General features: G+C 41.9%; 17 protein-coding genes and 2 rRNA genes. All 19 read right to left on the minus strand.

Features of this window, described 5'->3' with window-relative positions:
• Window positions 1-161 precede the first annotated feature (161 nt).
• Window positions 162-3096 (minus strand): 23S ribosomal RNA (locus tag PK1910_RS04245).
• A gap of 600 nt (window positions 3097-3696) precedes the next feature.
• Window positions 3697-5259, minus strand: a 16S ribosomal RNA gene (locus PK1910_RS04250).
• The 16S and 23S rRNA genes sit together here, the layout of an rRNA operon.
• Window positions 5260-5719: 460 nt before the next feature.
• Window positions 5720-6895: an MFS transporter gene (locus tag PK1910_RS04255; protein ID WP_021147928.1), complete on the minus strand. Its 1176-nt coding sequence runs from the start codon at window positions 6893-6895 to the stop codon at window positions 5720-5722.
• 231 nt (window positions 6896-7126) lie between these two features.
• Entirely contained in the window at window positions 7127-8020 is an 894-nt protein-coding gene (secF, locus tag PK1910_RS04260; RefSeq protein WP_004695602.1) for a protein translocase subunit SecF, read from the minus strand.
• Complete coding sequence (gene secD, locus PK1910_RS04265) at window positions 8017-9291, minus strand: protein translocase subunit SecD (protein WP_004695600.1); 1275 nt, start codon at window positions 9289-9291, stop codon at window positions 8017-8019. The genes secF and secD overlap by 4 nt, the downstream gene beginning before the upstream one ends.
• A gap of 18 nt (window positions 9292-9309) precedes the next feature.
• Window positions 9310-9876 (minus strand): 5-formyltetrahydrofolate cyclo-ligase, encoded by a 567-nt coding sequence (locus tag PK1910_RS04270; RefSeq protein ID WP_004695599.1) that lies wholly within the window; start codon window positions 9874-9876, stop codon window positions 9310-9312.
• On the minus strand, window positions 9876-10166 hold the full coding sequence (yajC, locus tag PK1910_RS04275) for a preprotein translocase subunit YajC (protein WP_004695596.1): 291 nt from the start codon (window positions 10164-10166) through the stop codon (window positions 9876-9878). The genes PK1910_RS04270 and yajC overlap by 1 nt, the downstream gene beginning before the upstream one ends.
• Before the next feature lie 77 nt (window positions 10167-10243).
• A complete protein-coding gene (gene tgt / locus PK1910_RS04280; protein WP_008603393.1) occupies window positions 10244-11359 on the minus strand; it encodes a tRNA guanosine(34) transglycosylase Tgt in 1116 nt (371 codons plus the stop codon).
• Window positions 11360-11367: 8 nt separating this feature from the next.
• The gene (gene queA, locus PK1910_RS04285; RefSeq protein ID WP_008603395.1) at window positions 11368-12393 is read right to left on the minus strand and encodes a tRNA preQ1(34) S-adenosylmethionine ribosyltransferase-isomerase QueA; all 1026 of its coding nucleotides are present in this window, start codon (window positions 12391-12393) and stop codon (window positions 11368-11370) included.
• 11 nt (window positions 12394-12404) lie between these two features.
• Window positions 12405-14195, minus strand: coding sequence for a SpoIID/LytB domain-containing protein (locus tag PK1910_RS04290; RefSeq protein ID WP_039965486.1), 1791 nt, complete (start codon window positions 14193-14195; stop codon window positions 12405-12407).
• Between the two features lie 2 nt (window positions 14196-14197).
• Entirely contained in the window at window positions 14198-15202 is a 1005-nt protein-coding gene (gene ruvB / locus PK1910_RS04295; protein WP_004695590.1) for a Holliday junction branch migration DNA helicase RuvB, read from the minus strand.
• A 2-nt stretch (window positions 15203-15204) separates the two neighbouring features.
• On the minus strand, window positions 15205-15813 hold the full coding sequence (ruvA, locus tag PK1910_RS04300) for a Holliday junction branch migration protein RuvA (RefSeq protein ID WP_039965487.1): 609 nt from the start codon (window positions 15811-15813) through the stop codon (window positions 15205-15207).
• Window positions 15813-16307, minus strand: coding sequence for a crossover junction endodeoxyribonuclease RuvC (gene ruvC, locus PK1910_RS04305; RefSeq protein WP_004695586.1), 495 nt, complete (start codon window positions 16305-16307; stop codon window positions 15813-15815). The genes ruvA and ruvC overlap by 1 nt, the downstream gene beginning before the upstream one ends.
• A gap of 203 nt (window positions 16308-16510) precedes the next feature.
• Window positions 16511-17248, minus strand: coding sequence for a YebC/PmpR family DNA-binding transcriptional regulator (locus PK1910_RS04310; protein WP_004695585.1), 738 nt, complete (start codon window positions 17246-17248; stop codon window positions 16511-16513).
• Between the two features lie 9 nt (window positions 17249-17257).
• Complete coding sequence (locus PK1910_RS04315; protein ID WP_058948528.1) at window positions 17258-17830, minus strand: RNA methyltransferase; 573 nt, start codon at window positions 17828-17830, stop codon at window positions 17258-17260.
• Between the two features lie 115 nt (window positions 17831-17945).
• The gene (locus PK1910_RS04320; protein ID WP_287511624.1) at window positions 17946-19247 is read right to left on the minus strand and encodes a glutathionylspermidine synthase family protein; all 1302 of its coding nucleotides are present in this window, start codon (window positions 19245-19247) and stop codon (window positions 17946-17948) included.
• A 14-nt stretch (window positions 19248-19261) separates the two neighbouring features.
• Window positions 19262-19822 carry a hypothetical protein gene (locus tag PK1910_RS04325; protein ID WP_004695579.1) on the minus strand — a complete coding sequence of 187 codons (561 nt, stop codon included), beginning with the start codon at window positions 19820-19822 and terminating at the stop codon, window positions 19262-19264.
• Between the two features lie 11 nt (window positions 19823-19833).
• Window positions 19834-20265: a DUF350 domain-containing protein gene (locus PK1910_RS04330; protein WP_004695577.1), complete on the minus strand. Its 432-nt coding sequence runs from the start codon at window positions 20263-20265 to the stop codon at window positions 19834-19836.
• Between the two features lie 36 nt (window positions 20266-20301).
• A complete protein-coding gene (locus tag PK1910_RS04335) occupies window positions 20302-21366 on the minus strand; it encodes a hypothetical protein (protein WP_004695575.1) in 1065 nt (354 codons plus the stop codon).
• Window positions 21367-21376: the final 10 nt, after the last annotated feature.

Genomic DNA, 21376 nt, shown 5'->3' on the forward strand with positions numbered 1-21376 from the left:
TGCTTAATGTTTTGTTATATGTTGCGTCCCATACTCAAAGTACACGTCTGGAGGATTGCGTCGAAGCCTGTGGATTTCACATCGTGAAATCTTACGTTTCGACGTAAGCGACTCCACGCAACTTGTGCGTCGCGTTGCTCCTTCAAGTTGGTTACGCTGCTTAAGTAAAGCCCTCGATCGATTAGTACCAGTCAGCTCCAAACCTCACGGCTCTTCCACACCTGGCCTATCTACCATGTCGTCTACATGGGATCTTACTAGCTTTTGCTATGAGAAACCTCATCTCAAGGCTGGTTTCACGCTTAGATGCTTTCAGCGTTTATCCGTCCCGAACGTAGCTACCCAACTGTACCCTTGGCAGGATAATTGGTACACCAGCGGTTCGTCCACTCCGGTCCTCTCGTACTAGGAGCAGCCCCCTTCAAGTTTCTTACGCCCGCGATGGATAGGGACCGAACTGTCTCACGACGTTCTGAACCCAGCTCACGTACCACTTTAATCGGCGAACAGCCGAACCCTTGGGACCTACTTCAGCCCCAGGATGTGATGAGCCGACATCGAGGTGCCAAACCTCCCCGTCGATATGGACTCTTGGGAGAGATTAGCCTGTTATCCCCAGGGTAGCTTTTATCCGTTGAGCGATGGCCCTTCCACTCGGCACCACCGGATCACTAAGCCCGACTTTCGTCCCTGCTCGACCTGTCCGTCTCGCAGTCAAGCTCCCTTCTGCCTTTACACTCTTCGAGCGATTTCCGTCCGCTCTGAGGGAACCTTTGGGCGCCTCCGTTACTCTTTTGGAGGCGACCGCCCCAGTCAAACTGCCCGCCTAAGACTGTCCGGCCGGTCGTTACTCGGCCCGTTAGAAATCAATTAATGAAAGGGTGGTATCCCAACAGCGACTCCCCTAAAACTGGCGTCCTAGGTTCTAAGTCTCCCACCTATCCTGTACATTCATTAACTAAGTTCAATCTTAGGTTGCAGTAAAGCTCCATGGGGTCTTTCTGTCCAGTCGCGGGTAACCTGCATCTTCACAGGTACTTCAATTTCACCGGGTCCCTCGTTGAGACAGTGCGCAAGTCGTTACACCTTTCGTGCGGGTCGGAACTTACCCGACAAGGAATTTCGCTACCTTAGGACCGTTATAGTTACGGCCGCCGTTTACTGGGGCTTCAATTCAGAGCTTCGACCGAAGTCTAACCCCTCCTCTTAACCTTCCAGCACCGGGCAGGTGTCAGCACCTATACATCAGCTTTCGCTTTAGCAGGCACCTGTGTTTGTGGTAAACAGTCGCTTGCGCCTCTCTTGTGCCACTCATTCATGCTCCATGCGCTTCTGCACTTCACACTACATGAGTCCTCCTTTTCCCGAAGTTACGGAGGCATTTTGCCGAGTTCCTTAACGAGGGTTTTCCCGCGCACCTTAGGATTCTCTCCCCGCCTACCTGTGTCGGTTTTGGTACGGGCGATGTGTCTCTACCTAGAAGCTTTTCTCGACAGTGTAGGATCAATCACTTCGCGACTATTGCTAGTCGCTCGTCATCACATCTCAGCTTTTAGAGCTACGGATTTGCCTATAGCTCAACCTACCTGTTTAAACACGCTCTTCCAATCGCGTGCTGACCTACCTTACTGTGTCACTCCATCGATCAAACGATTCACACCGGTACAGGAATTTCAACCTGTTGTCCATCGCCTACGCTATTCCGCCTCGGCTTAGGTCCCGACTTACCCTGAGACGACGATCGTTGCTCAGGAACCCTTAGGCTTTCGGTGGAATGGATTCTCACCATTCTTTTCGCTACTCATACCGACATTCTCACTTCTCATCAGTCCACAACTCCTTACGGTACTGCTTCAGCCCGATGAGAACGCTCCCCTACCCATATACATTGCTGCATATGACACGACTTCGGTTTTACACTTTAGCCCCGGACATTTTCGGCGCAGAGTCTCTCGACCAGTGAGCTATTACGCACTCTTTAAATGGTGGCTGCTTCTAAGCCAACATCCTGGTTGTTTTGGAAATTCCACATCCTTCGCCACTTAGTGTAACATTGGGGACCTTAGTCGGTGTTCTGGGCTGTTTCCCTCTTGACAATGGACCTTATCATTCACTGTCTGACTCCCGAGTATAAGTATAGCCATTCGTAGTTTGACTAGGTTCGGTAACCGGTATGGCCCCTAGCCCGATCAGTGCTCTACCGCCTATACTCTCTACCTCGAGGCTAGCCCTAAAGCTATTTCGGGGAGAACCAGCTATCTCCGTGTTCGATTGGCATTTCACCCCTATCCACAACTCATCCCAAAGCTTTTCAACGCTCACGAGTTCGGTCCTCCACACAATTTTACCTGTGCTTCAACCTGGCCATGGATAGATCACTACGGTTTCGGGTCTACTATTACTAACTGAACGCCCTGTTCAGACTCGCTTTCGCTGCGGCTCCATGTTTTCCACTTAACCTCGCTAGCAACAGTAACTCGTCGGTTCATTCTTCAATAGGCACGCCGTCGTCCTGATATATATACAGACTTCGACTGTTTGTAGACATACGGTTTCAGGTTCTCTTTCACTCCCCGCCAGGGGTTCTTTTCACCTTTCCCTCACGGTACTATGCGCTATTGGTCGATATCAGTATTTTGGCTTGGAGGGTGGTCCCCCCTGCTTCCCACAAGGTTTCACGTGTCTCGTGGTACTCTGGATACAGTCCCGTGTATGCAAGGTTTCGATTACAGGGCTTTCACCTTCTACGGCTGAGCTTTCCAGCTCGATTCTTCTACCTCATTTACACTTGATGACTGTCCTCAACCCCGGTGCGGTTGCCCGCTCCGGTTTGGCCTCTTTCCCGTTCGCTCGCCGCTACTAAGAAAATCTCGTTTGATTACTGTTCCTCCGGGTAATTAGATGTTTCAGTTCCCCGGGTGCCCTCCTCATAGTCTATGCTATGGGTGACAGTGCATAACCACTGCCGGGTTCCCCCATTCGGATATCTACGGGTCAAAGATTGCTTGCATCTCTCCGTAGCTTATCGCAGCTTACCGCGTCCTTCTTCGGCTGATATCGCCAAGGCATCCACCGTACGCCCTTATTATCTTTACTTATTTTGCGTTATCATTTGCGCCTATCGTCGTCGCCTCACGCTCGATTTTGCCTTACGTACAATAGTACGCGGCGGCTTCATCTCGCTCAGGCTCCTAGATATGCATCAAATGCTAACGAAAATCTCATGATTGAATACATGAGAGATAATATTGACATGCATTAGATACATTGTCGTTTTTTGTAGCCGTACATTTTCATGTACGTCACCATTAAGTCAGAGAATTATTTCCTATGTGCTCGGGTCAACCTACTTAGAAATTCTAAGAGATGACCTTACAAATATATATTAATTCTTCTATGCAGTTTTCAAAGAACAAACAATTCATATATTTCGCGTCTATCGTCGTTGCATTCGCTTCACTTGTCTTGCGTAATTACCATTACGCGGCGACGTCGTTCATCTCATGCGCCTAGATAGCCATCGAAATCTATTAAATTGTAACTGGTATTAAACCATCTGAGAGTCTTTACAGATCTCTCAAAACCAAACAATGATAAGTGTGTAAGTACAGCTAGCGCTTATGCTACGTCTACTTACTGACCAAAGTGTCGACCTAAGTGACATCCAAGCTCTTGGCTCGGTGTATGTCTCCCTAGAAAGGAGGTGATCCAGCCGCACCTTCCGATACGGCTACCTTGTTACGACTTCACCCCAATCATCGACTTTACCTTAGACGGCTGGCTCCCGAAGGTTACCCCACCGGCTTTGGGCACTTCCGACTTTCGTGGTGTGACGGGCGGTGTGTACAAGGCCCGGGAACGTATTCACCGCAGTATGCTGACCTGCGATTACTAGCGATTCCGACTTCACGTAGGCGAGTTGCAGCCTACGATCCGAACTGAGAGAGTGTTTCTCGGGTTTGCTCCATCTCGCGATCTCGCTTCCGTCTATTAACTCCCATTGTAGTACGTGTGTAGCCCAGGTCATAAGGGGCATGATGATTTGACGTCATCCCCGCCTTCCTCCGCATTGTCTGCGGCAGTCTCTCATGAGTCCCCACCCAAAGTGCTGGCAACATAAGATAGGGGTTGCGCTCGTTGCGGGACTTAACCCAACATCTCACGACACGAGCTGACGACAACCGTGCACCACCTGTTTTCTGGCTTCCGAAGAAGAGGAACTATCTCTAGTTCTGTCCATCAATGTCAAGACCTGGTAAGGTTCTTCGCGTTGCGTCGAATTAAACCACATACTCCACCGCTTGTGCGGGCCCCCGTCAATTCCTTTGAGTTTCAACCTTGCGGTCGTACTCCCCAGGCGGGGTACTTATTGCGTTAACTCCGGCACAGAAGGGGTCGATACCTCCTACACCTAGTACCCATCGTTTACGGCCAGGACTACCGGGGTATCTAATCCCGTTCGCTCCCCTGGCTTTCGCGCCTCAGCGTCAGTTTTCGTCCAGAAAGTCGCCTTCGCCACTGGTGTTCTTCCTAATATCTACGCATTTCACCGCTACACTAGGAATTCCACTTTCCTCTCCGATACTCTAGATTGGCAGTTTCCATCCCATCACGGGGTTAAGCCCCGAACTTTTAAGACAGACTGACCTATCCGCCTGCGCGCGCTTTACGCCCAATAATTCCGGACAACGCTTGCCACCTACGTATTACCGCGGCTGCTGGCACGTAGTTAGCCGTGGCTTTCTATTCCGGTACCGTCAATCCTTCTCACTATTCGCAAGAAGGCCTTTCGTCCCGATTAACAGAGCTTTACAACCCGAAGGCCGTCATCACTCACGCGGCGTTGCTCCGTCAGACTTTCGTCCATTGCGGAAGATTCCCCACTGCTGCCTCCCGTAGGAGTCTGGGCCGTGTCTCAGTCCCAATGTGGCCGTTCATCCTCTCAGACCGGCTACTGATCATCGCCTTGGTGGGCCGTTACCCCTCCAACTAGCTAATCAGACGCAATCCCCTCCTTCAGTGATAGCTTACATGTAGAGGCCACCTTTCATCTATCCTCGATGCCGAGATTAGATCGTATGCGGTATTAGCAGTCGTTTCCAACTGTTGTCCCCCTCTGAAGGGCAGGTTGATTACGCGTTACTCACCCGTTCGCCACTAAGATTGATAGAAGCAAGCTTCCATCGCTCTTCGTTCGACTTGCATGTGTTAAGCACGCCGCCAGCGTTCGTCCTGAGCCAGGATCAAACTCTCCAAGATATCTTGAAGCTATTTGAATAGCTCATTATTTGTTGTCGTTACTTTTAAGTAACTTTGAATTATGGTTGGTTTTGACTATGTCAAAACCCGCACTCTGGCATATGTTCAATCATATGATTGATTACCTATCATTGTTCAGTTTTCAAAGATCTGTACCAGTCTACACACTCTTTCTTCGAAGTGTTTCATCAACTGGCGACTTGATTATTCTATCAAGTCCAGCTCATTCCGTCAAGTGCTTTTTTTAACTTCTAAGAAGTTTTTCATACTTATCATTTGAGCTGTGTCCTAATGACTTGTATAAGTATAGCATAAATATAATAAACGTCAATATATAAAATTGTTATCTCAAAAATTTCATCTTGCTTTCATTATTTTTATTGCATCCTATACATAATATCTCATTAGAAGCCATTTTAACTTGTTTAATATTTATTTACCCAATTTTTACCTTAAACAACTATAGTTCTAAAGGAGTATATCTTTTTACCCATATATGATACAAAGCAAGCGCTATCACCATAACCAATGCAGTGAACATATATAAATATTGATAGCCCCACGCACTAGCTAATACTGCAAGTATAACTGATCCAGCGCCAACACTTATATCTAATGCTAAAAAATATGTTGCTGTTGATACACCCGCACGCTCAATAGGAGCTGATTGTATAGCCAGCGCTTGAAATGCAGGTTGTGCTGCACCATAGCCTAACCCCAACAACGGAGCGGTGAATAGAATAGCTAATGGGGTTATAGCTAATCCCAATACAAATAAGCCTAGTATAAATAATCCTAATCCTGTATAGATAATAATTTTTGAACCATATCGAGCATATACTTTTCCTACTATAGGTCGACTAATAATAATCATCAACGCAAAAATAGCAAAGAAAGCACTTCCCCATATTCCTGCCCCCATGCTATTAAGTTCTATGGGTATAAAAACTAAAACACCAGAATAAGTAAAACCAATAAATAAGCCCATTAAAGCCCAAGGTAAACTTTTATTTTCTATAAACTGGGAAATATGCCAACCTTTATATTTTGATTGTTTAGGTAATGCTAACTCCTTTGATAGGGGAATAATATTACTTAAGACCATAGCCAATCCAGTCATAACCGTTAAAAATATGTACAATGCCATACTACCGTATGACGATAAAGCATATAGGCCGATAGCAGGTCCTAATACCATTGCTATATTTGAAAAGATAGCAAACATATTAACTCCCTCACCTTTTCGACTAGGAGGTAATACTAATACTGCTAGAGTAGCCATTACAGTTGTTCCAAGGGCAAACACAACACCATGTAACCCACGTAGTACGAAAACAGCCTCTAAGGATGTAGTAAAATTAAATAATCCCATAATAATGAAAAACAAGGCTGTTGATATTAATAGAACAATACGCTTATTAAAACCATCTATTAATCGTCCTGCAAAAATCCTACATAAAATTGTACCAATTTGGAAATATGTCATCGCTAAACCCGCATCAAGATCACTGCCAGCCAGCTCAGACGTTATTACAATTGGCAATGCCGCTACGAGAACATATTGAGTCATATATAAAATACCACTACTAATACCATAATTAGTAAAAGCAGGGCTCCATAATCTATTTGAATCCATATTTGTATCTCCTTTTGTATCGTGTCACCTAGCCATTTTACGCCTCTATCTTATAGAATTCAAGAACAAGCCTTTTTAAATTTTATATAGTTAAAAATGACTGTTATCTGTAAAATACCTATACCATTTTACATAATAAAAGATAGCAAAATAAAAGAACCTCTCTAAAAATAAATCTAGAGAGGTTCTTATACTTTAATCATTAACACAATAATAATAATTTATAACTTATTATTGATTACGTACGTCATTTTTATTACGGCTCTTCCACATAACCCACAAGGATGTAGCTACACAGATAGAGGAGTACGCACCACTAGCAAAACCGATGATCATGCAAAGGGCAAAGTTCTTTGTAGTGTCCCCACCGAATAGATAAAGGGATACACAAGCAAACATAACGGTAGCCAATGTATAGAAACTGCGGTGAATACTTTGTGTAATAGACGCATTCGCCAAATCTGCAAATGTATCAGAACGTTTATGTGTATGCGTATTTTCACGAACACGGTCAAAGATAACTACAGATTCATTCATGGAGTAACCTACAACCGTAAGAATGGCAGCTAAGAAGGATGCATCAATTTCTAGTTGGAAATAAGAGAAAACACCAAGAACCATAATCAAGTCATGGAAAATGGCAACTAACGCAGAAATGGCAACCTTATATTCAAAACGATAAGAAATATATAGAGCTAATGCTGCAAATGCTATAACAAGATTCAATAACGCATGTTCTGTAACTTCAGAACCAATTACAGCTCCTACAGTTTCAATACGTTTAACTGTATTATTACCAATAGATTTAGTCAAAGAATCAACAACAGCGGCACTTTCACTAGACTCGAGATTACGTGTACGAATCATTACGTCTTCGCCCGCTGTATCACCAGTAGTATCACCGGAAAGCTGAATTTGTGCATTTTCAAGATTATATTCTTTTAGAACGTCACGAACTTGACTAACCTCTACAGGTTGATCAAATACAACTTCAACAATCGTACCACCAGTATAATCAATACCAAAGTTAAACCCTTTAGTAAATATGGAAATTAAGCTGATTATAACAAGTGTGGAGGAAATAGCAAACCACCAACGATGATGTTTAATTACGTCTAATGTCATTTGCGTTTACCTCCTTTCAAAGATTTAGGTGCAAATGCGTCAGCACTTGTGCTCGGAGAAATATTCGCACCAAACCAGAATGGATGGTTTGTAAAGTTACAATCGATTAATAAGCGCAATAAGAAATGACTCACAGTAATCGCAGTGAACATACTCACCACAACACCTACGCCTAAGCTGATAGCGAAGCCTTTTACAGGACCAGAGCCTAAAATAGTTAAGATACCAGCTGTAATGATAACGGATACGTTTGCATCAGTAATTGTGGCTAACGCACGGCTAAAGCCTGCTTCCATAGCAACACGCATAGATTTGCCGGAAAATACCTCTTCCTTAAAACGTTCAAAGATAAGAATATTTGCATCTACCGCAACACCCATGGATAAGATAATACCAGCAATACCTGGCAATGTCATAGTCGCATTAAAGCCCTTGCCCAACACGAGTAATAAGAGCATAACATATACAAGTAATGCTATATTAGCTACGATGCCAGAAAAACGATATAAGATAACCAAGAAAATCATGATCATTGCAATACCAGCACTGAAGGCTACAACAGATTTATCCTTGGAGTCTTGCCCCAAAGAAGGACCTACTGTACGCACTTCCAATACATTAATTTTAACAGGCAATGCACCGGAACGTAATAAAATAGCTAAGTCTTTAGCTTCTTCTAAACTTTGACTACCAGAAATAGTGGCTTTACCACCTGTAATTGCTTGTTGTACTACAGGATTAGTCAATTCTTTACCATCCAATGTAATGGCAATACGACGACCAATATTTTTAGATGTTAAATCAGCAAACTTCTTAGCCCCTTCATCACTTAATTCAATAGCAACGAGTGGTTGTTTATTTTGACCTAACTCTTCTTTAGCATCTTTTAAGTCATCACCAGTCATAACGGTTTGACCTTGGTCGTTTTTAAATTCCAAGACCGCTGTTTTACCGATACGTTTAATCGCTTCGTCAGGATCTTTTACACCTGGCAATTCAATGATAATACGACGAGCACCTTCACGTTGTACCAATGGTTCAGATAAACCCATTTCATTAATACGACGCTCTAAGATTTGCTTCGCCCGTTCCACTGCATCATTGTCAGCTGTACCAGTCGCAGAGTCCTCTGCTTCCAATACGATATGCGTACCACCTTGCAAGTCTAGGCCTTGTTTCAAAGAGCCTGCTAATGGTTGAATAAAATACGCAAATAATCCAATGATGGCAGCAATGACTACTAAAAACTTGATAATAGCTTTACCGTTCAAAATAGTTGCTCCCTTCTGCTATACACAATGTATAATGCCTTGCTCTGTCACAATTTTACTCATTCGTTGGTCTAATGCTTCCATTGGGATTGGTGTCTCCCATAATTGTATAGTCCAACATACGCCCATAAATGTACTTGGTGAAAGTTCCTTGAGAAATCGATCATAATACCCATTCCCCATTCCCATACGACCACCTTGACGGTCAAAGCCAGCACCAGGCACTAAAATCAAATCCAAGTCACACGGATCAATAATATCGTATGGCTCAGCGGGAATACGTATATTTAACACACCCCGAGTGATAGATTCTAGAGACTTAAGACGAACTGCAATCATAGTCGTCTTATCAGTACATACTGGAACGTATACAGATTTACCATGTTCTAAAGCATGACGAATCACATCGTCTAAATTGGCCTCTTTAGGCATCGCCAAATAGGCCATAATGTTTTTTGCCGATATATACTCAGGACTATTAACGATTTGATTCGTCAACATCGGCGTCCACGACCTACAATCAGCAACGGATAAAGCAGCGCGCTGAGACTTACACGCCTGGCGCACTGCTTCCTTTGTATTCATTATTTTTCTTCCTTGTTTTTCTTAGACAGTACATTAGCAACTGCTGTACGAGCAAATGTTAATTCAACTTTTTCAGATACCTGTACCTTGACTTTTTCATCATCAAGTTCAACAATTTCGCCATAAATACCACCAATAGTAACGATTTTTTGGCCTTTTTTTAAGCTACCTAACAAGCTAGCACGCTCTTTTTGTTGTTTCTTTTGTGGACGCCACAATAAAAAGTAAAAAATCACTACCATTAACAAAATAGGCCAGCTAGTTTGCAAGATTTGTTGAATATCTCCCATGTTATCCTCCTAGGTTAATAAATATGTATTTCTTTTCTAGTATAGCCACCTAATATAAATTTGACTAGACTTAATTACTATTTTTTAAAGCTATCCCAAAATTGCATTCTAAATTGTGGGAACCGATCTTCTAAGATAGCTTGTCTCATTTGACGCATAAACTCTAATAAGAAATAGAGATTATGATATGTTACAAGGCGTAATGCCAAAATCTCTTCTGCCTTATATAAGTGACGAATATATGCACGGGAATAATTTTTACATGTATAACATTGGCAACCTTCTTCTAAAGGACCCCAATCATGAGCAAATTGAGCATTTCGAATATTAAGGCGACCATTCCAGATCATGGCCATCCCATTTCGAGCAACACGAGTTGGATATACACAATCAAACATATCAACTCCACGTGCTACACCTTCTACCAGACAATCTGCGGTGCCAACGCCCATCAAATAACGAGCCTTGTTAGTTGGCAATAATGGCGTAGTATATTCTAAGATTTCATTCATTAAATCATGAGGTTCCCCAACGGATAAACCGCCGATGCTATAACCTTCAAAATCCATAGCTACAAGTTCTTCCGCACTTTGTTTGCGCAAGTCTTTGTACATGCCACCTTGAACGATACCAAACATGCCTTGGCGGTCATGAGCTTTACGAGCCTCTTGGCAACGATGCGCCCAACGCGTGGTACGCGCCGTAGAGCGTTTCGCATAATCATGATCCGCGGGATACGGAATACATTCGTCAAAAGCCATCGCAATATCAGAACCTAATTGCTCTTGTACCTTTGTAGCCACTTCAGGAGATAGAAACTGTTTTGATCCATCAATGTGGGATCTAAATGTAACACCATCCTCAGTAATTTTGCGCATATCGCCTAAACTAAATACTTGGAATCCACCACTATCAGTAAGAATCGCTTGATCCCAATTCATAAATTTATGTAAGCCCCCAGCCTCTTCTACAAGCTCCGGCCCTGGGCGAAGAAATAAATGATAGGTATTACTCAAAATAACTTGAGAACCCATAGCCTTTAGTTCTTCTGGTGTCATAGTTTTAACTGTCGCTTGCGTGCCTACAGGCATAAACATCGGTGTTTGGAAGGTACCATGTGGCGTATGCAATAAACCTGCCCGTGCCCCCGTATGAGGACATGTCTTTTGTAATTCATAAATAATACTCGGCATAGTCCCTCCTAACGTATAAACATAGCATCGCCGAAGCTAAAGAAACGATAACGTTCACGTACAGCTTCTTCGTAGGCCGCCAAACAGTGTTCACGACCAGCTAGTGCACTAATCAACATTAACAATGTAGATTGAGGCAAGTGAAAATTCGTTACTAACGCATCAATCATCTTAAATTTATAGCCAGGATAGATAAAAATTTGAGTCCAACCACTCATACCTTGTAATACACCATCATCATTCGTAGCAGACTCAAGAGTACGCACCGATGTAGTACCTACGGCAATGATACGAGACCCTTTTTGTTTGGCCGCATTGATTCGATCCGCCGTATCTTGAGATACAACAAAGAACTCACTATGCATTTCGTGGTCTTCAATAGTCTCTGCCGATACAGGTCTAAAAGTGCCAAGTCCAACATGTAAGGTTACAAACTCAAGCTCTACACCTTTAGCTTTAATCTTTTCTAAGAGGTCAGGTGTAAAGTGAAGTCCTGCAGTTGGTGCCGCAGCAGAGCCTTTCTCCTTAGCATATACCGTTTGATAACGATCTTTATCTTCTAACTTTTCATGAATGTATGGAGGTAATGGCATTTCACCAATTTCTTGAATCACATCATCAAACACACCGTTGCATGTGAACTGAATGATACGGCCTCCAAAATCTGTTTTATCTATAATAACTCCACTTAGGCGGTCATCAAACTCTATAACTTGCCCGACAGGACATTTTTTCCCCGGTTTAACAAGGCATTCCCATCGATTTTCACCACATGGTGTGAGTAGAAGTACCTCCACCTTGCCACCAGAACCTTGACGATGTCCATATAATCTCGCAGGGATAACCTTTGTATTATTAAATACAAGCACGTCTCCTTCATGAAGCTCTTCTAGCAAATCATAAAAATGTCCTTTATGTTTAACTTCACCACTTACCTTATCTAAGGTTAAAAGCCGTGCTGTATCACGAGGTTCTACAGGATGCTGAGCAATCAGTTCCTCTGGCAATTCATAATCAAAATCTGTAACTTTCATCGTAATCCTTATTAGTACATTTTCTTCAATGTAATGCCACTATAGTAGTGACGCAAAATAGTTTGGTAATAATTTGTATCTCCAGGATTAGCGCGCTTTGCCATTTCCGCAGCACCCCATTGAGACATACCAAGGCCATGACCCCAACCGTGGCCTTTAATATAAACAGTATCATTCTTGCCAGTAAAGCTATGATAAGCCTTACCCGTGCCTTTAGCAGGATTGTGATTTACATAGAAATCAAACAATGTAGATTTTAAACCTAAAATGCTACGCAGCGCATCACCATCTACAGTAGTTTTTCCAGAGGTACCTATGAAAGTAGCACTCTTTATACGACCTGATACACCGCGGTCGTATGTTTGTTGCCCAGGCTTACCAAGCGGGGTCAACTGAATGCTCTTCAATTTACCTACCCCTTTACTTGCCGCATTAAGTTTACTTTCAAGAGCTTGACGAGAGGTAGTGACAGTCCAATTCGATGTAGATGTACCAGTACTAAAGTCTTTTACCCCTTTTAAGTATGGCACATCACTGCCCCAAACATTTACACTATCCTCTGTATAGCCACCTCCATCGGAATGGAACAAGGCATTAATAGGACGTTGATCATAAAGCATAACTATGCCTTTAGTTTTATTTACAGCATTTGTGGTAGCTTGAGATTCACCACTCACACCACTATATACTTGATGATCCGTGGAATTGCTCACATCATAAAATTTACCTTTATTTTGTTCCATCGTATGAAGAGCATAGGTGCGAGCTGCTACGGCTTGCGCTTCTAATGCAGCAGCTGGCCAAGACGGTACTACCTCTTGTGGAACAACACCATACAGGTAATCCTCAAGAGGCACAGAGTTGATGATCATCATGGTTCCATTATTGGCACGTAATGTGAGCCCACCACGATAACCTTTACCTTCGAACAAAAATGGTGCATCACTATTCGCAGGCTTCAATGTAACCACACTATCAATAGTCTTTCCATTTACAGCAATCTTGCCGCCGCGAACGCCAATAGATGTACCACGATTAGCACTGATTGTGCTAACTTGACCATTACCGCTGTTCAACACAACCATATTAGCTGTAGATGTAACAGTAGCATCAGAGCTACGACTACCTAGTAGAACACGTACATTTGGCATGTTTTCTTTGCGTTCTGTAGCAGGCGTCACTACGGAGCCCACTTTGTTGCGAGTAATAACTGCTGTATTGGCTTGAATGCTATTCGCATCCGTTGTTTTTACTACCTTTTTAGTAGCAGTTTTTTCAGTAGCTCTCTTTTGTACTACAGGCTTTTCATCAGTAACTGCAGGTTTAGCAGTTGGCTTCGAAGTACCAGAAGCCGCAGGTTTTATAGCCATTGTAGCTTTACCTGTAGTGGCTGATTTCGTAGCTGTTGCATTAGTACTAGATTTCGCAGTACTAGTTGATTTTGTTGCACTAACTGGTTTAGCCGGCGTTACCGGTTTTGTAGATGTAGCAGGCTTTGCTACACTAACCGGTTTTGCACTAGGTTTAGCCACCGTAGATGCAGCAGTTGACTTAGAAACCGTTTTAGTTATTGTAACCGGCTTTGCAGCTGGTTTAGTAGCAAGTGGACGAAAACTAGATTTCTTCGTCGTATTTACTTTCGATACAGTTGTATTAGATACTGTTGATTTTGGCGTTGGCTTTTTCGTTACCACTGCACCTTTATTTTGCAGCGTCGCTCCATGTGCTATAGAAACACCGCCAATGTTTACACCTAAAAACAAAGTGGCCATTATCATCAATTGTAATCGTTTTGTTTTCATTGTTATTTCCCTGTCTGTGAAATACCTAAATGCTCATAGGCTAATTTAGTAGCTACCCTCCCACGCGGTGTGCGTCCTAAAAATCCTAATTGCATCAAATATGGTTCATACACATCTTCGATGGTATCTCTCTCTTCGCTGATGGCCGCTGCAATGGTATCAATCCCTACAGGACCGCCATCATATTTTTCAATAATACATTCCAACACACGTCGATCAATTCGATCAAGTCCCATTTTATCTACATATAAACGTTGTAATGCTTCATCTGCAATTTCTTGAGTGATAACCCCATCACCAATGACTTGTGCAAAGTCGCGTACCCGTTTAAGCAGACGATTTGCGATACGCGGTGTTCCTCGTGAACGACGCGCAATTTCGCTTGCCCCAGTTGGCACAATACCAATATTAAGTATCTCTGCGGCGCGAGACACAATAAATTCTAACTCTGGTTGTTTATAATATTCCAACCGATTAATAATACCAAATCGGTCCCGTAATGGAGCTGCCAAAGCACCCGCTCGAGTCGTGGCGCCTACCAAAGTAAATTTTGGCAAGTCAATGCGCACAGTTCGAGCACTTGGACCCTTACCGATGATAATATCAATAGCATAGTCTTCCATAGCAGAGTACAACACTTCCTCTACACTACGAGACAAGCGATGAATTTCATCGATAAATAATACATCATGGTCGTCCAAATTTGTTAATATTGCAGCTAAGTCACCAGACTTTTCAATAGCCGGACCAGAAGTTATACGAAAATTAACACCCAATTCATTTGCAATAATCCCTGCTAATGTTGTCTTGCCAAGGCCTGGAGGCCCATAGAGCAGCACGTGATCCAATGCTTCCCCACGCTGTTTTGCCGCTTGAATATACACATTTAGATTACCTTTAGCCTCTTCTTGACCTACATACTCATTAAAAAGCTTAGGTCGAAGGCTATATTGCCATATATCCTCTTCGTGCTCGCCATTGCCGACAAGGCGTACTTCCTCATTCATCCTTATCGTCCTTTCCCAAGCTCAATTAAGCTGACTTTTATCAACTCAGATACATCACGCTTACCATCATCTAAAGACTCTACAATATCTGCTACATCCCGTTCCAAGTATCCTAAGGATACGAGGGCTTCAATGGCTTCTCCTACAGCACCGTTTGCAGCAACGCCAACAGGCTGAATAGTCGCAGACGATTCCGTAGAAATATGTGTCATCTTAGCAATTTTATCCTTTAACTCTAAAACAAGTCGCTCCGCAGACTTCTTACCAATGCCAGGTAACTTAGTTAATTGCTGTACCTGCCCATTGATAATCGCTAATTTGAAAGCCTCAGGTGTCATGCCTGACAAGATGCCAAGCCCCACCTTGGGCCCGATACCAGAAACAGAAATGAGGAGTATAAACAACTCATATTCTTCTTCCGTCCAAAAGCCATAAAGTTGCATCGCATCTTCTCGTACATTAAGATACGTGAATAGCGTCGCCTCATGGCCCTCTGTCAGCTGTTGACGCGTAGTGGTCGGCACATATACGCGATACCCTACGCCATGTACATCAACATAGCACGATTCTTTAAAAAGATGTGTTACGATACCTCGCACATACCCTATCATTATACCAACCTCTTTAATCTATCATTGTGAGAACTATGAGCCGTACAGATAGCAACAGCTAATGCATCTGCCGTATCATCAGGCTTAATTTTCTCACGAATCCCCAAAATATTCATCGTCATATAAATGACCTGATTCTTATCAGCTTTACCATAACCTGTGACAGCTTGTTTAATTTGTAATGGTGTATATTCATAAATAGGAATCCGTTGTTGTTCAGCAGCCAATAAAATAACACCACGTGCTTGCCCTACCTTAATGGCTGTTGTTACATTGCGGTTAAAAAATAATTCCTCCACACCGAACTTATCAGGCCTATATTCCTCCAATAAATCACTAAGATCATTAAATAGAATTTCCAGTCGCTGTGAATCAGTTAATTCCTTAGGAGTTGTAATAGCCCCATAGGCTACTGGTGTTAGTTTGCTACCCTTCACGTCAATAATGCCATATCCGCATATAGCCGTGCCTGGGTCAATTCCTATAATGCGCACCCCAACCCCCTTAGTTTAAAAATGAGATAAGCTACCGCCTACCTCCATTACATAATCTATTTTATTATAGCATAATTTCACATCGAAGTTCATGAATTCCCCTATGAATTATATATAAGACATATTAATTTTCTTAACTTTAATAAATATCCGAGTTTAATTTCAATAGAAAAGGAGCACCCCATAGAGTGCCCCGTTTATTATTATTCTTCTTCATCGTCCGGCAAAATACCATTATGATATACGTTTTGTACATCATCAAGATCATCCAATACGTCAAGCATTTTCTGCATTTTCACAGCATCATCACCAGTCAACTCAATCGTTGTATCTGGAATCATCGTGATTTTAGCTACTACAGTTTCGATACCCGCATCAGCAAGCGCTGCTTCTACCGCATCAAAATCCTCTGGTGTTGTATAAATTTCAAATACATCATCTTCAGACTTAAGGTCTTCTGCTCCAGCTTCAAGAGCTAGCATAGTTACCTCATCTTCATCATGACCTTCTTTATCGATAACAAATACGCCTTTAGATTTGAACATCCAGCCTACACAGCCACTTTCACCAAGGTTACCACCTTGTTTAGAGAATGCATGGCGCACGTCTGCAGCAGCACGATTACGATTATCGGTCATCACCTCAACAGTAACGGCAACACCGGCAGGACCATAACCTTCGTATACGATTTCTTCATATGCATTCATGTCCGTAGCACCGATACCTTTGTCGATAGCACGTTGAATGTTATCCTTAGGGATATTATTTTCACGAGCTTTTTGCAAAGCCAATTTCAAACGCATATTACCAGTTGGATCTGCACCACCCATCCGTGCTGCAACGGTAATTTCACGACCGATTTTTGTAGCCAATTTAGCTTTTAATGCATCGGTTTTACCTTTTTTATGTTTAATATTTGCCCATTTAGAATGTCCTGACATAGACGCCTCCTATTTATTCCACCATGCTTCGCCCCGCAGCCGATCTAAGATGATTGATACGGCACTACGCACGGATAAATGATTGTATTCACCATGGCCATATATAGGTTCTAAAATATAGTCAAAGCTTTCCATCGTTTCTTTTGTCATACCATAACCGGTACCAAATAATACTAACACAGGGCGCCCCTCATTTTCAAGATGTTCACGCATCCGTGCATAGGAAATCGTATTATCATAGGTGCGAGCATCTGTTGTAGCTACAATCGGTCTCGTTCCTTCTATATCTTCAATTGTTCGCACCGCTACCGCAATTGAATTTACCAATTCCACACCTGTGAAAGCATCCTTACGATCAGGATTATAAGTAGAACCAAACCCAGATTTCCAATGTTCCATAATCGTACTTACCAACTCACGTTGAGCTGGAATATTATGAATGACAAAATATTTAGACACATCATAGGTAATAGATGCTCGTGCAATATCATGTATATCATAATTTGTAATAGCCGTCGTAATGACCTCTTGATGTTTATTCATAATAGGATAATGAACAAGTCCAATATATAAATTAGCCAAAGCCTAAAATCTCCAAAAAAATAAATAATACTTAACTGATAAGATAATCAGTATAAACGACTAGTAATCTTTCAGATTAAGATACTAAAACTAAAATTAAAATAACAACGTAAAATTATTCCACTAAGAGTGGCACAAAATAAGCTTCAGTACCGGCAATTTCTTCTGGAGAAAAACGACAACCGACTGCAGAAGCTTGATCTCCAAGCATAAAACAAGATAATGTCAAACAGCCTTCTTTAGTACCGCTATCTACGGTATGAGTAAAGTGTTTCTGCTTGATGAACTCCTGATACATAACCTTTTGGCTGTCCCGACAAACTATATCATCATAGTTATCTACAAATTTCTCCATGTATAGTTCACCTTGATTTCCACGTTTTTGAACAACCTGAATATTTCGCCCTTCACGTCCCCAAATTTCTTTTTGAATATATAGCCCATCATCAAGGTTTGGGAAATCACTTTCAAAATAAGAAGGCGTCAAATAGCGTTTAATAATATCTCGCTCAGGTCCTGTAAAGAACTGGTTTGTTAAATATAAGGCATATACCAAGGACATAAACGATTTATTCTGCAGAATAATCGTCTCTGGTGGATTAAATAGATTAAAGCGGTATTCATTATATAAATCTAAAAACATTTCACCTAATGGTTCACCATCTGCTGTAGTTTCATCAATCAATAGTTCCATAGGATGTAAACGATACAGGTTTGCTGCATGACTACCATCAGATAACAGAATACCATCATCATCAATGACCATATCATAAAAGGATAAGAATCGAATATCTGCTTCTGGACATGCTGATTTCATAGCATGTAAGAGAAACTGTGTAGTTCCATAGTCCTCTAAATAATCATGAAAGCACCCGAAAACAAAGGGTTCTATTTCATTATCAGTCATCATATTATGATGTTTATTAGTCACACTATATTTTTTACGAGACGTTCCTTCATATACGCGTTTCAAAAAACGCTCAAGTTCATTATAAGCATCTATATTAGGATCTACTTTATCGAAATATCGTGCCGCTACACCATTAGCATAATAGCTTTCAATCAGAAAGCAGGGTGTATCCGCATTAATCTCTACCATGCGCAATTGTCTTCTATCATCAAGGACAAAGTCAAATCGAGATAACCATGTAGGTAAGCCCAATGGATTCCCACGATGTAAATAAGGAATCAAATTTTCTGGCATATCCATATTGAGTGCAAACTCATTAGGTGCCTGTTGAAATACCTTGGCGGCTTTACAAAATATCTGAAACAACATGCGCGACGCATGTCGTATTTCATCATAAAAATCAGCTGAAAAAGATTGTGCAGAAAGCGCAGGATACCTATCAGCATAGCCCTCATAATCCACAAAAGGCAATATATTCGTATCAAGTTCATCTATATACGATTTCATAATATCGGCCTCCATTAGGAACTACTAGAACGCACTCCAGCACTACCAAATCCAGACTTTTGACCTATGGAGGACGCTTTACTACTTCTACGCTTTTCATAATCTAAATAAGTCCTTCGGCCCAAAGAACTATGCACATTTGAACCAGATGCCGTATATGGTGTCGTTTCTTCATACGGTTTTAATGGGGCTGCCACACGATATGTCATGGTTCGTCCATCCATACGCGCTGTAGGTGGATTAAATCCATAAAACATATAGTAGCCTGCTGCAATACTAGGTAAAAGCCCTGCTAAACCAGCATCCCATACTAAATTTCCACTGGTATCGCGGTGAAAGGTAACAGACCGATTGTCGTCATATAAAGCCGTCTCTTTACCATCTCCATGGTTTAATAGAGAATAACGATTACCTTGATTATCCTTTAATCGGACTTCCCCATCATTTGCTTTGGGATAGATTTTATCACATACAACATAAGCAATGTCATTCCAGTATGAGGACACACCAACAAGTCCCGCCACAGCGGCAAAGGCACTCGTTATGTATATAGTTTTCTTACTTGGCTTATACATAGGACACTCCCTTAGTGCACAGCACCACTAACAACGAGAGCAAGACCTACAAAGATACCAAATACGAGGATACCCGCTGCCGTATTACCACGCATAATCTCTTCAGATAAATTATATTTTCGATGCCATAAATTAATAAACATATAGCCGGTTACAAACAATATAATACCTAAAATAGCATATACGATACTGGCCACAACACCGTGCAATAAAGATGTATCAGCTGTAGTCACTACAGGAGACATAATAACAGCTCGCAAAATCTCACCAATTCCGATAAATGAACCTGCTGAGAGCCATGCTACAGCACAGTTACCACGTTTAATTTCTTCACTGAATTTGCCAGGTACAAAGAAATCAATAACAGTATTAGCTGTTAACATTAGGAAAATTCCAAAGCAAGCATAAAAAATCGTCAATAATACATCAGGAATATAAATCATGATAAACCTCCTAAGATTGTTCCTTTATTTTCATAGTTAACGGTTATATGGACTAGCCGCATTATGATTATATCCGTTATAGAATTTATCGCGTCCCCCACTATCCTTTTGGCGAACCATATAGGCATAGGAATCAAGTACATGGGACTTTCGCATTGTGCCATTAATAATATCTAGATCCTCTTGTGTCAACTTTCCTGGCTCACACACCTTAACTCGGGTTTGACCGTCCGTATTTGTAATAATATAGGCGGACTTAGCATCATAGAATACAATGACTTCACGACCCTCTTGTAGGTCATCACCTTCATTTCTAATCTCTCCGTCTAAAGATTCGATTAAATCTAAGGCTGTACTTACAGGATCTAAACTGGAAGTATATATATATTCATTCTCCGAATCCGTCTTAGTATAATACACGGATGTATCGTGCATATGCTCCTTTGCAGTGTATGGGAATCCGAATGTAGCACGTACGTCATGCCAAGACATATCGCCCTCCCAGCTAATAAGGCACATAAAAAATAATGCACCGACCCCTATAGCACTAGCAACTCCTTCAAAGCGTTTTTTCAAACGTTGATTCCGTTTCTTTTTACTAATAGCGTTAGCTGCCGTATCATTACAGAGACGAATATTCCTCAAAGGAACACGTGCCCCTTCGGCGAACATCTTCTCACCTTTAAACCAGTTTTCTTCAAAGAATACACTAGCACCGCCTTCACAAGGCAATTGATATTCCTTATAGCCAGCCCTGTCACCTACGGAAGCACCACTATCACCATCTACAGCCACAACCTTTTCTAAGCCAATTTGATGTAACGTAAAGCCCTTCGGTGCTCGTTTGCGATAGGATGTTCTAGATACAGTGCACCATTCATTATCATTGTATTCAATGGTGACCCATATATTATCAGACCCCTCAACATCCTCGAGGCCATATTCATGCCAATAATCACCAGGCGACTTTTGCATTGACGGCTTAGCTTTATAGGCCTGTTCTTGATCTGCTTTTGGAATAATCTCGTTATATTTAATTTTTTCAGTTATTACATAACGACTGCCCTGAACCTCAAGGACATCATAACAATTAAACTCCATAAATAACCTC

This window comes from Veillonella parvula, assembly GCF_036456085.1.
Taxonomy (GTDB): domain Bacteria; phylum Bacillota; class Negativicutes; order Veillonellales; family Veillonellaceae; genus Veillonella; species Veillonella parvula_E.

Coding starts and splice junctions, on each gene's coding strand:
- PK1910_RS04270 (WP_004695599.1), bottom strand. CDS start 9,876: ATGAATACAAAGGAAGCAGTGCGCCAGGCGTGTAAGTCTCAGCGCGCT.
- ruvA (WP_039965487.1), bottom strand. CDS start 15,813: ATGATAGGGTATGTGCGAGGTATCGTAACACATCTTTTTAAAGAATCG.
- queA (WP_008603395.1), bottom strand. CDS start 12,393: ATGAAAGTTACAGATTTTGATTATGAATTGCCAGAGGAACTGATTGCT.
- PK1910_RS04335 (WP_004695575.1), bottom strand. CDS start 21,366: ATGGAGTTTAATTGTTATGATGTCCTTGAGGTTCAGGGCAGTCGTTAT.
- PK1910_RS04330 (WP_004695577.1), bottom strand. CDS start 20,265: ATGATTTATATTCCTGATGTATTATTGACGATTTTTTATGCTTGCTTT.
- PK1910_RS04255 (WP_021147928.1), bottom strand. CDS start 6,895: ATGGATTCAAATAGATTATGGAGCCCTGCTTTTACTAATTATGGTATT.
- PK1910_RS04325 (WP_004695579.1), bottom strand. CDS start 19,822: ATGTATAAGCCAAGTAAGAAAACTATATACATAACGAGTGCCTTTGCC.
- PK1910_RS04320 (WP_287511624.1), bottom strand. CDS start 19,247: ATGAAATCGTATATAGATGAACTTGATACGAATATATTGCCTTTTGTG.
- ruvB (WP_004695590.1), bottom strand. CDS start 15,202: ATGAATGAGGAAGTACGCCTTGTCGGCAATGGCGAGCACGAAGAGGAT.
- tgt (WP_008603393.1), bottom strand. CDS start 11,359: ATGCCGAGTATTATTTATGAATTACAAAAGACATGTCCTCATACGGGG.
- PK1910_RS04310 (WP_004695585.1), bottom strand. CDS start 17,248: ATGTCAGGACATTCTAAATGGGCAAATATTAAACATAAAAAAGGTAAA.
- PK1910_RS04290 (WP_039965486.1), bottom strand. CDS start 14,195: ATGAAAACAAAACGATTACAATTGATGATAATGGCCACTTTGTTTTTA.
- yajC (WP_004695596.1), bottom strand. CDS start 10,166: ATGGGAGATATTCAACAAATCTTGCAAACTAGCTGGCCTATTTTGTTA.
- secF (WP_004695602.1), bottom strand. CDS start 8,020: ATGACATTAGACGTAATTAAACATCATCGTTGGTGGTTTGCTATTTCC.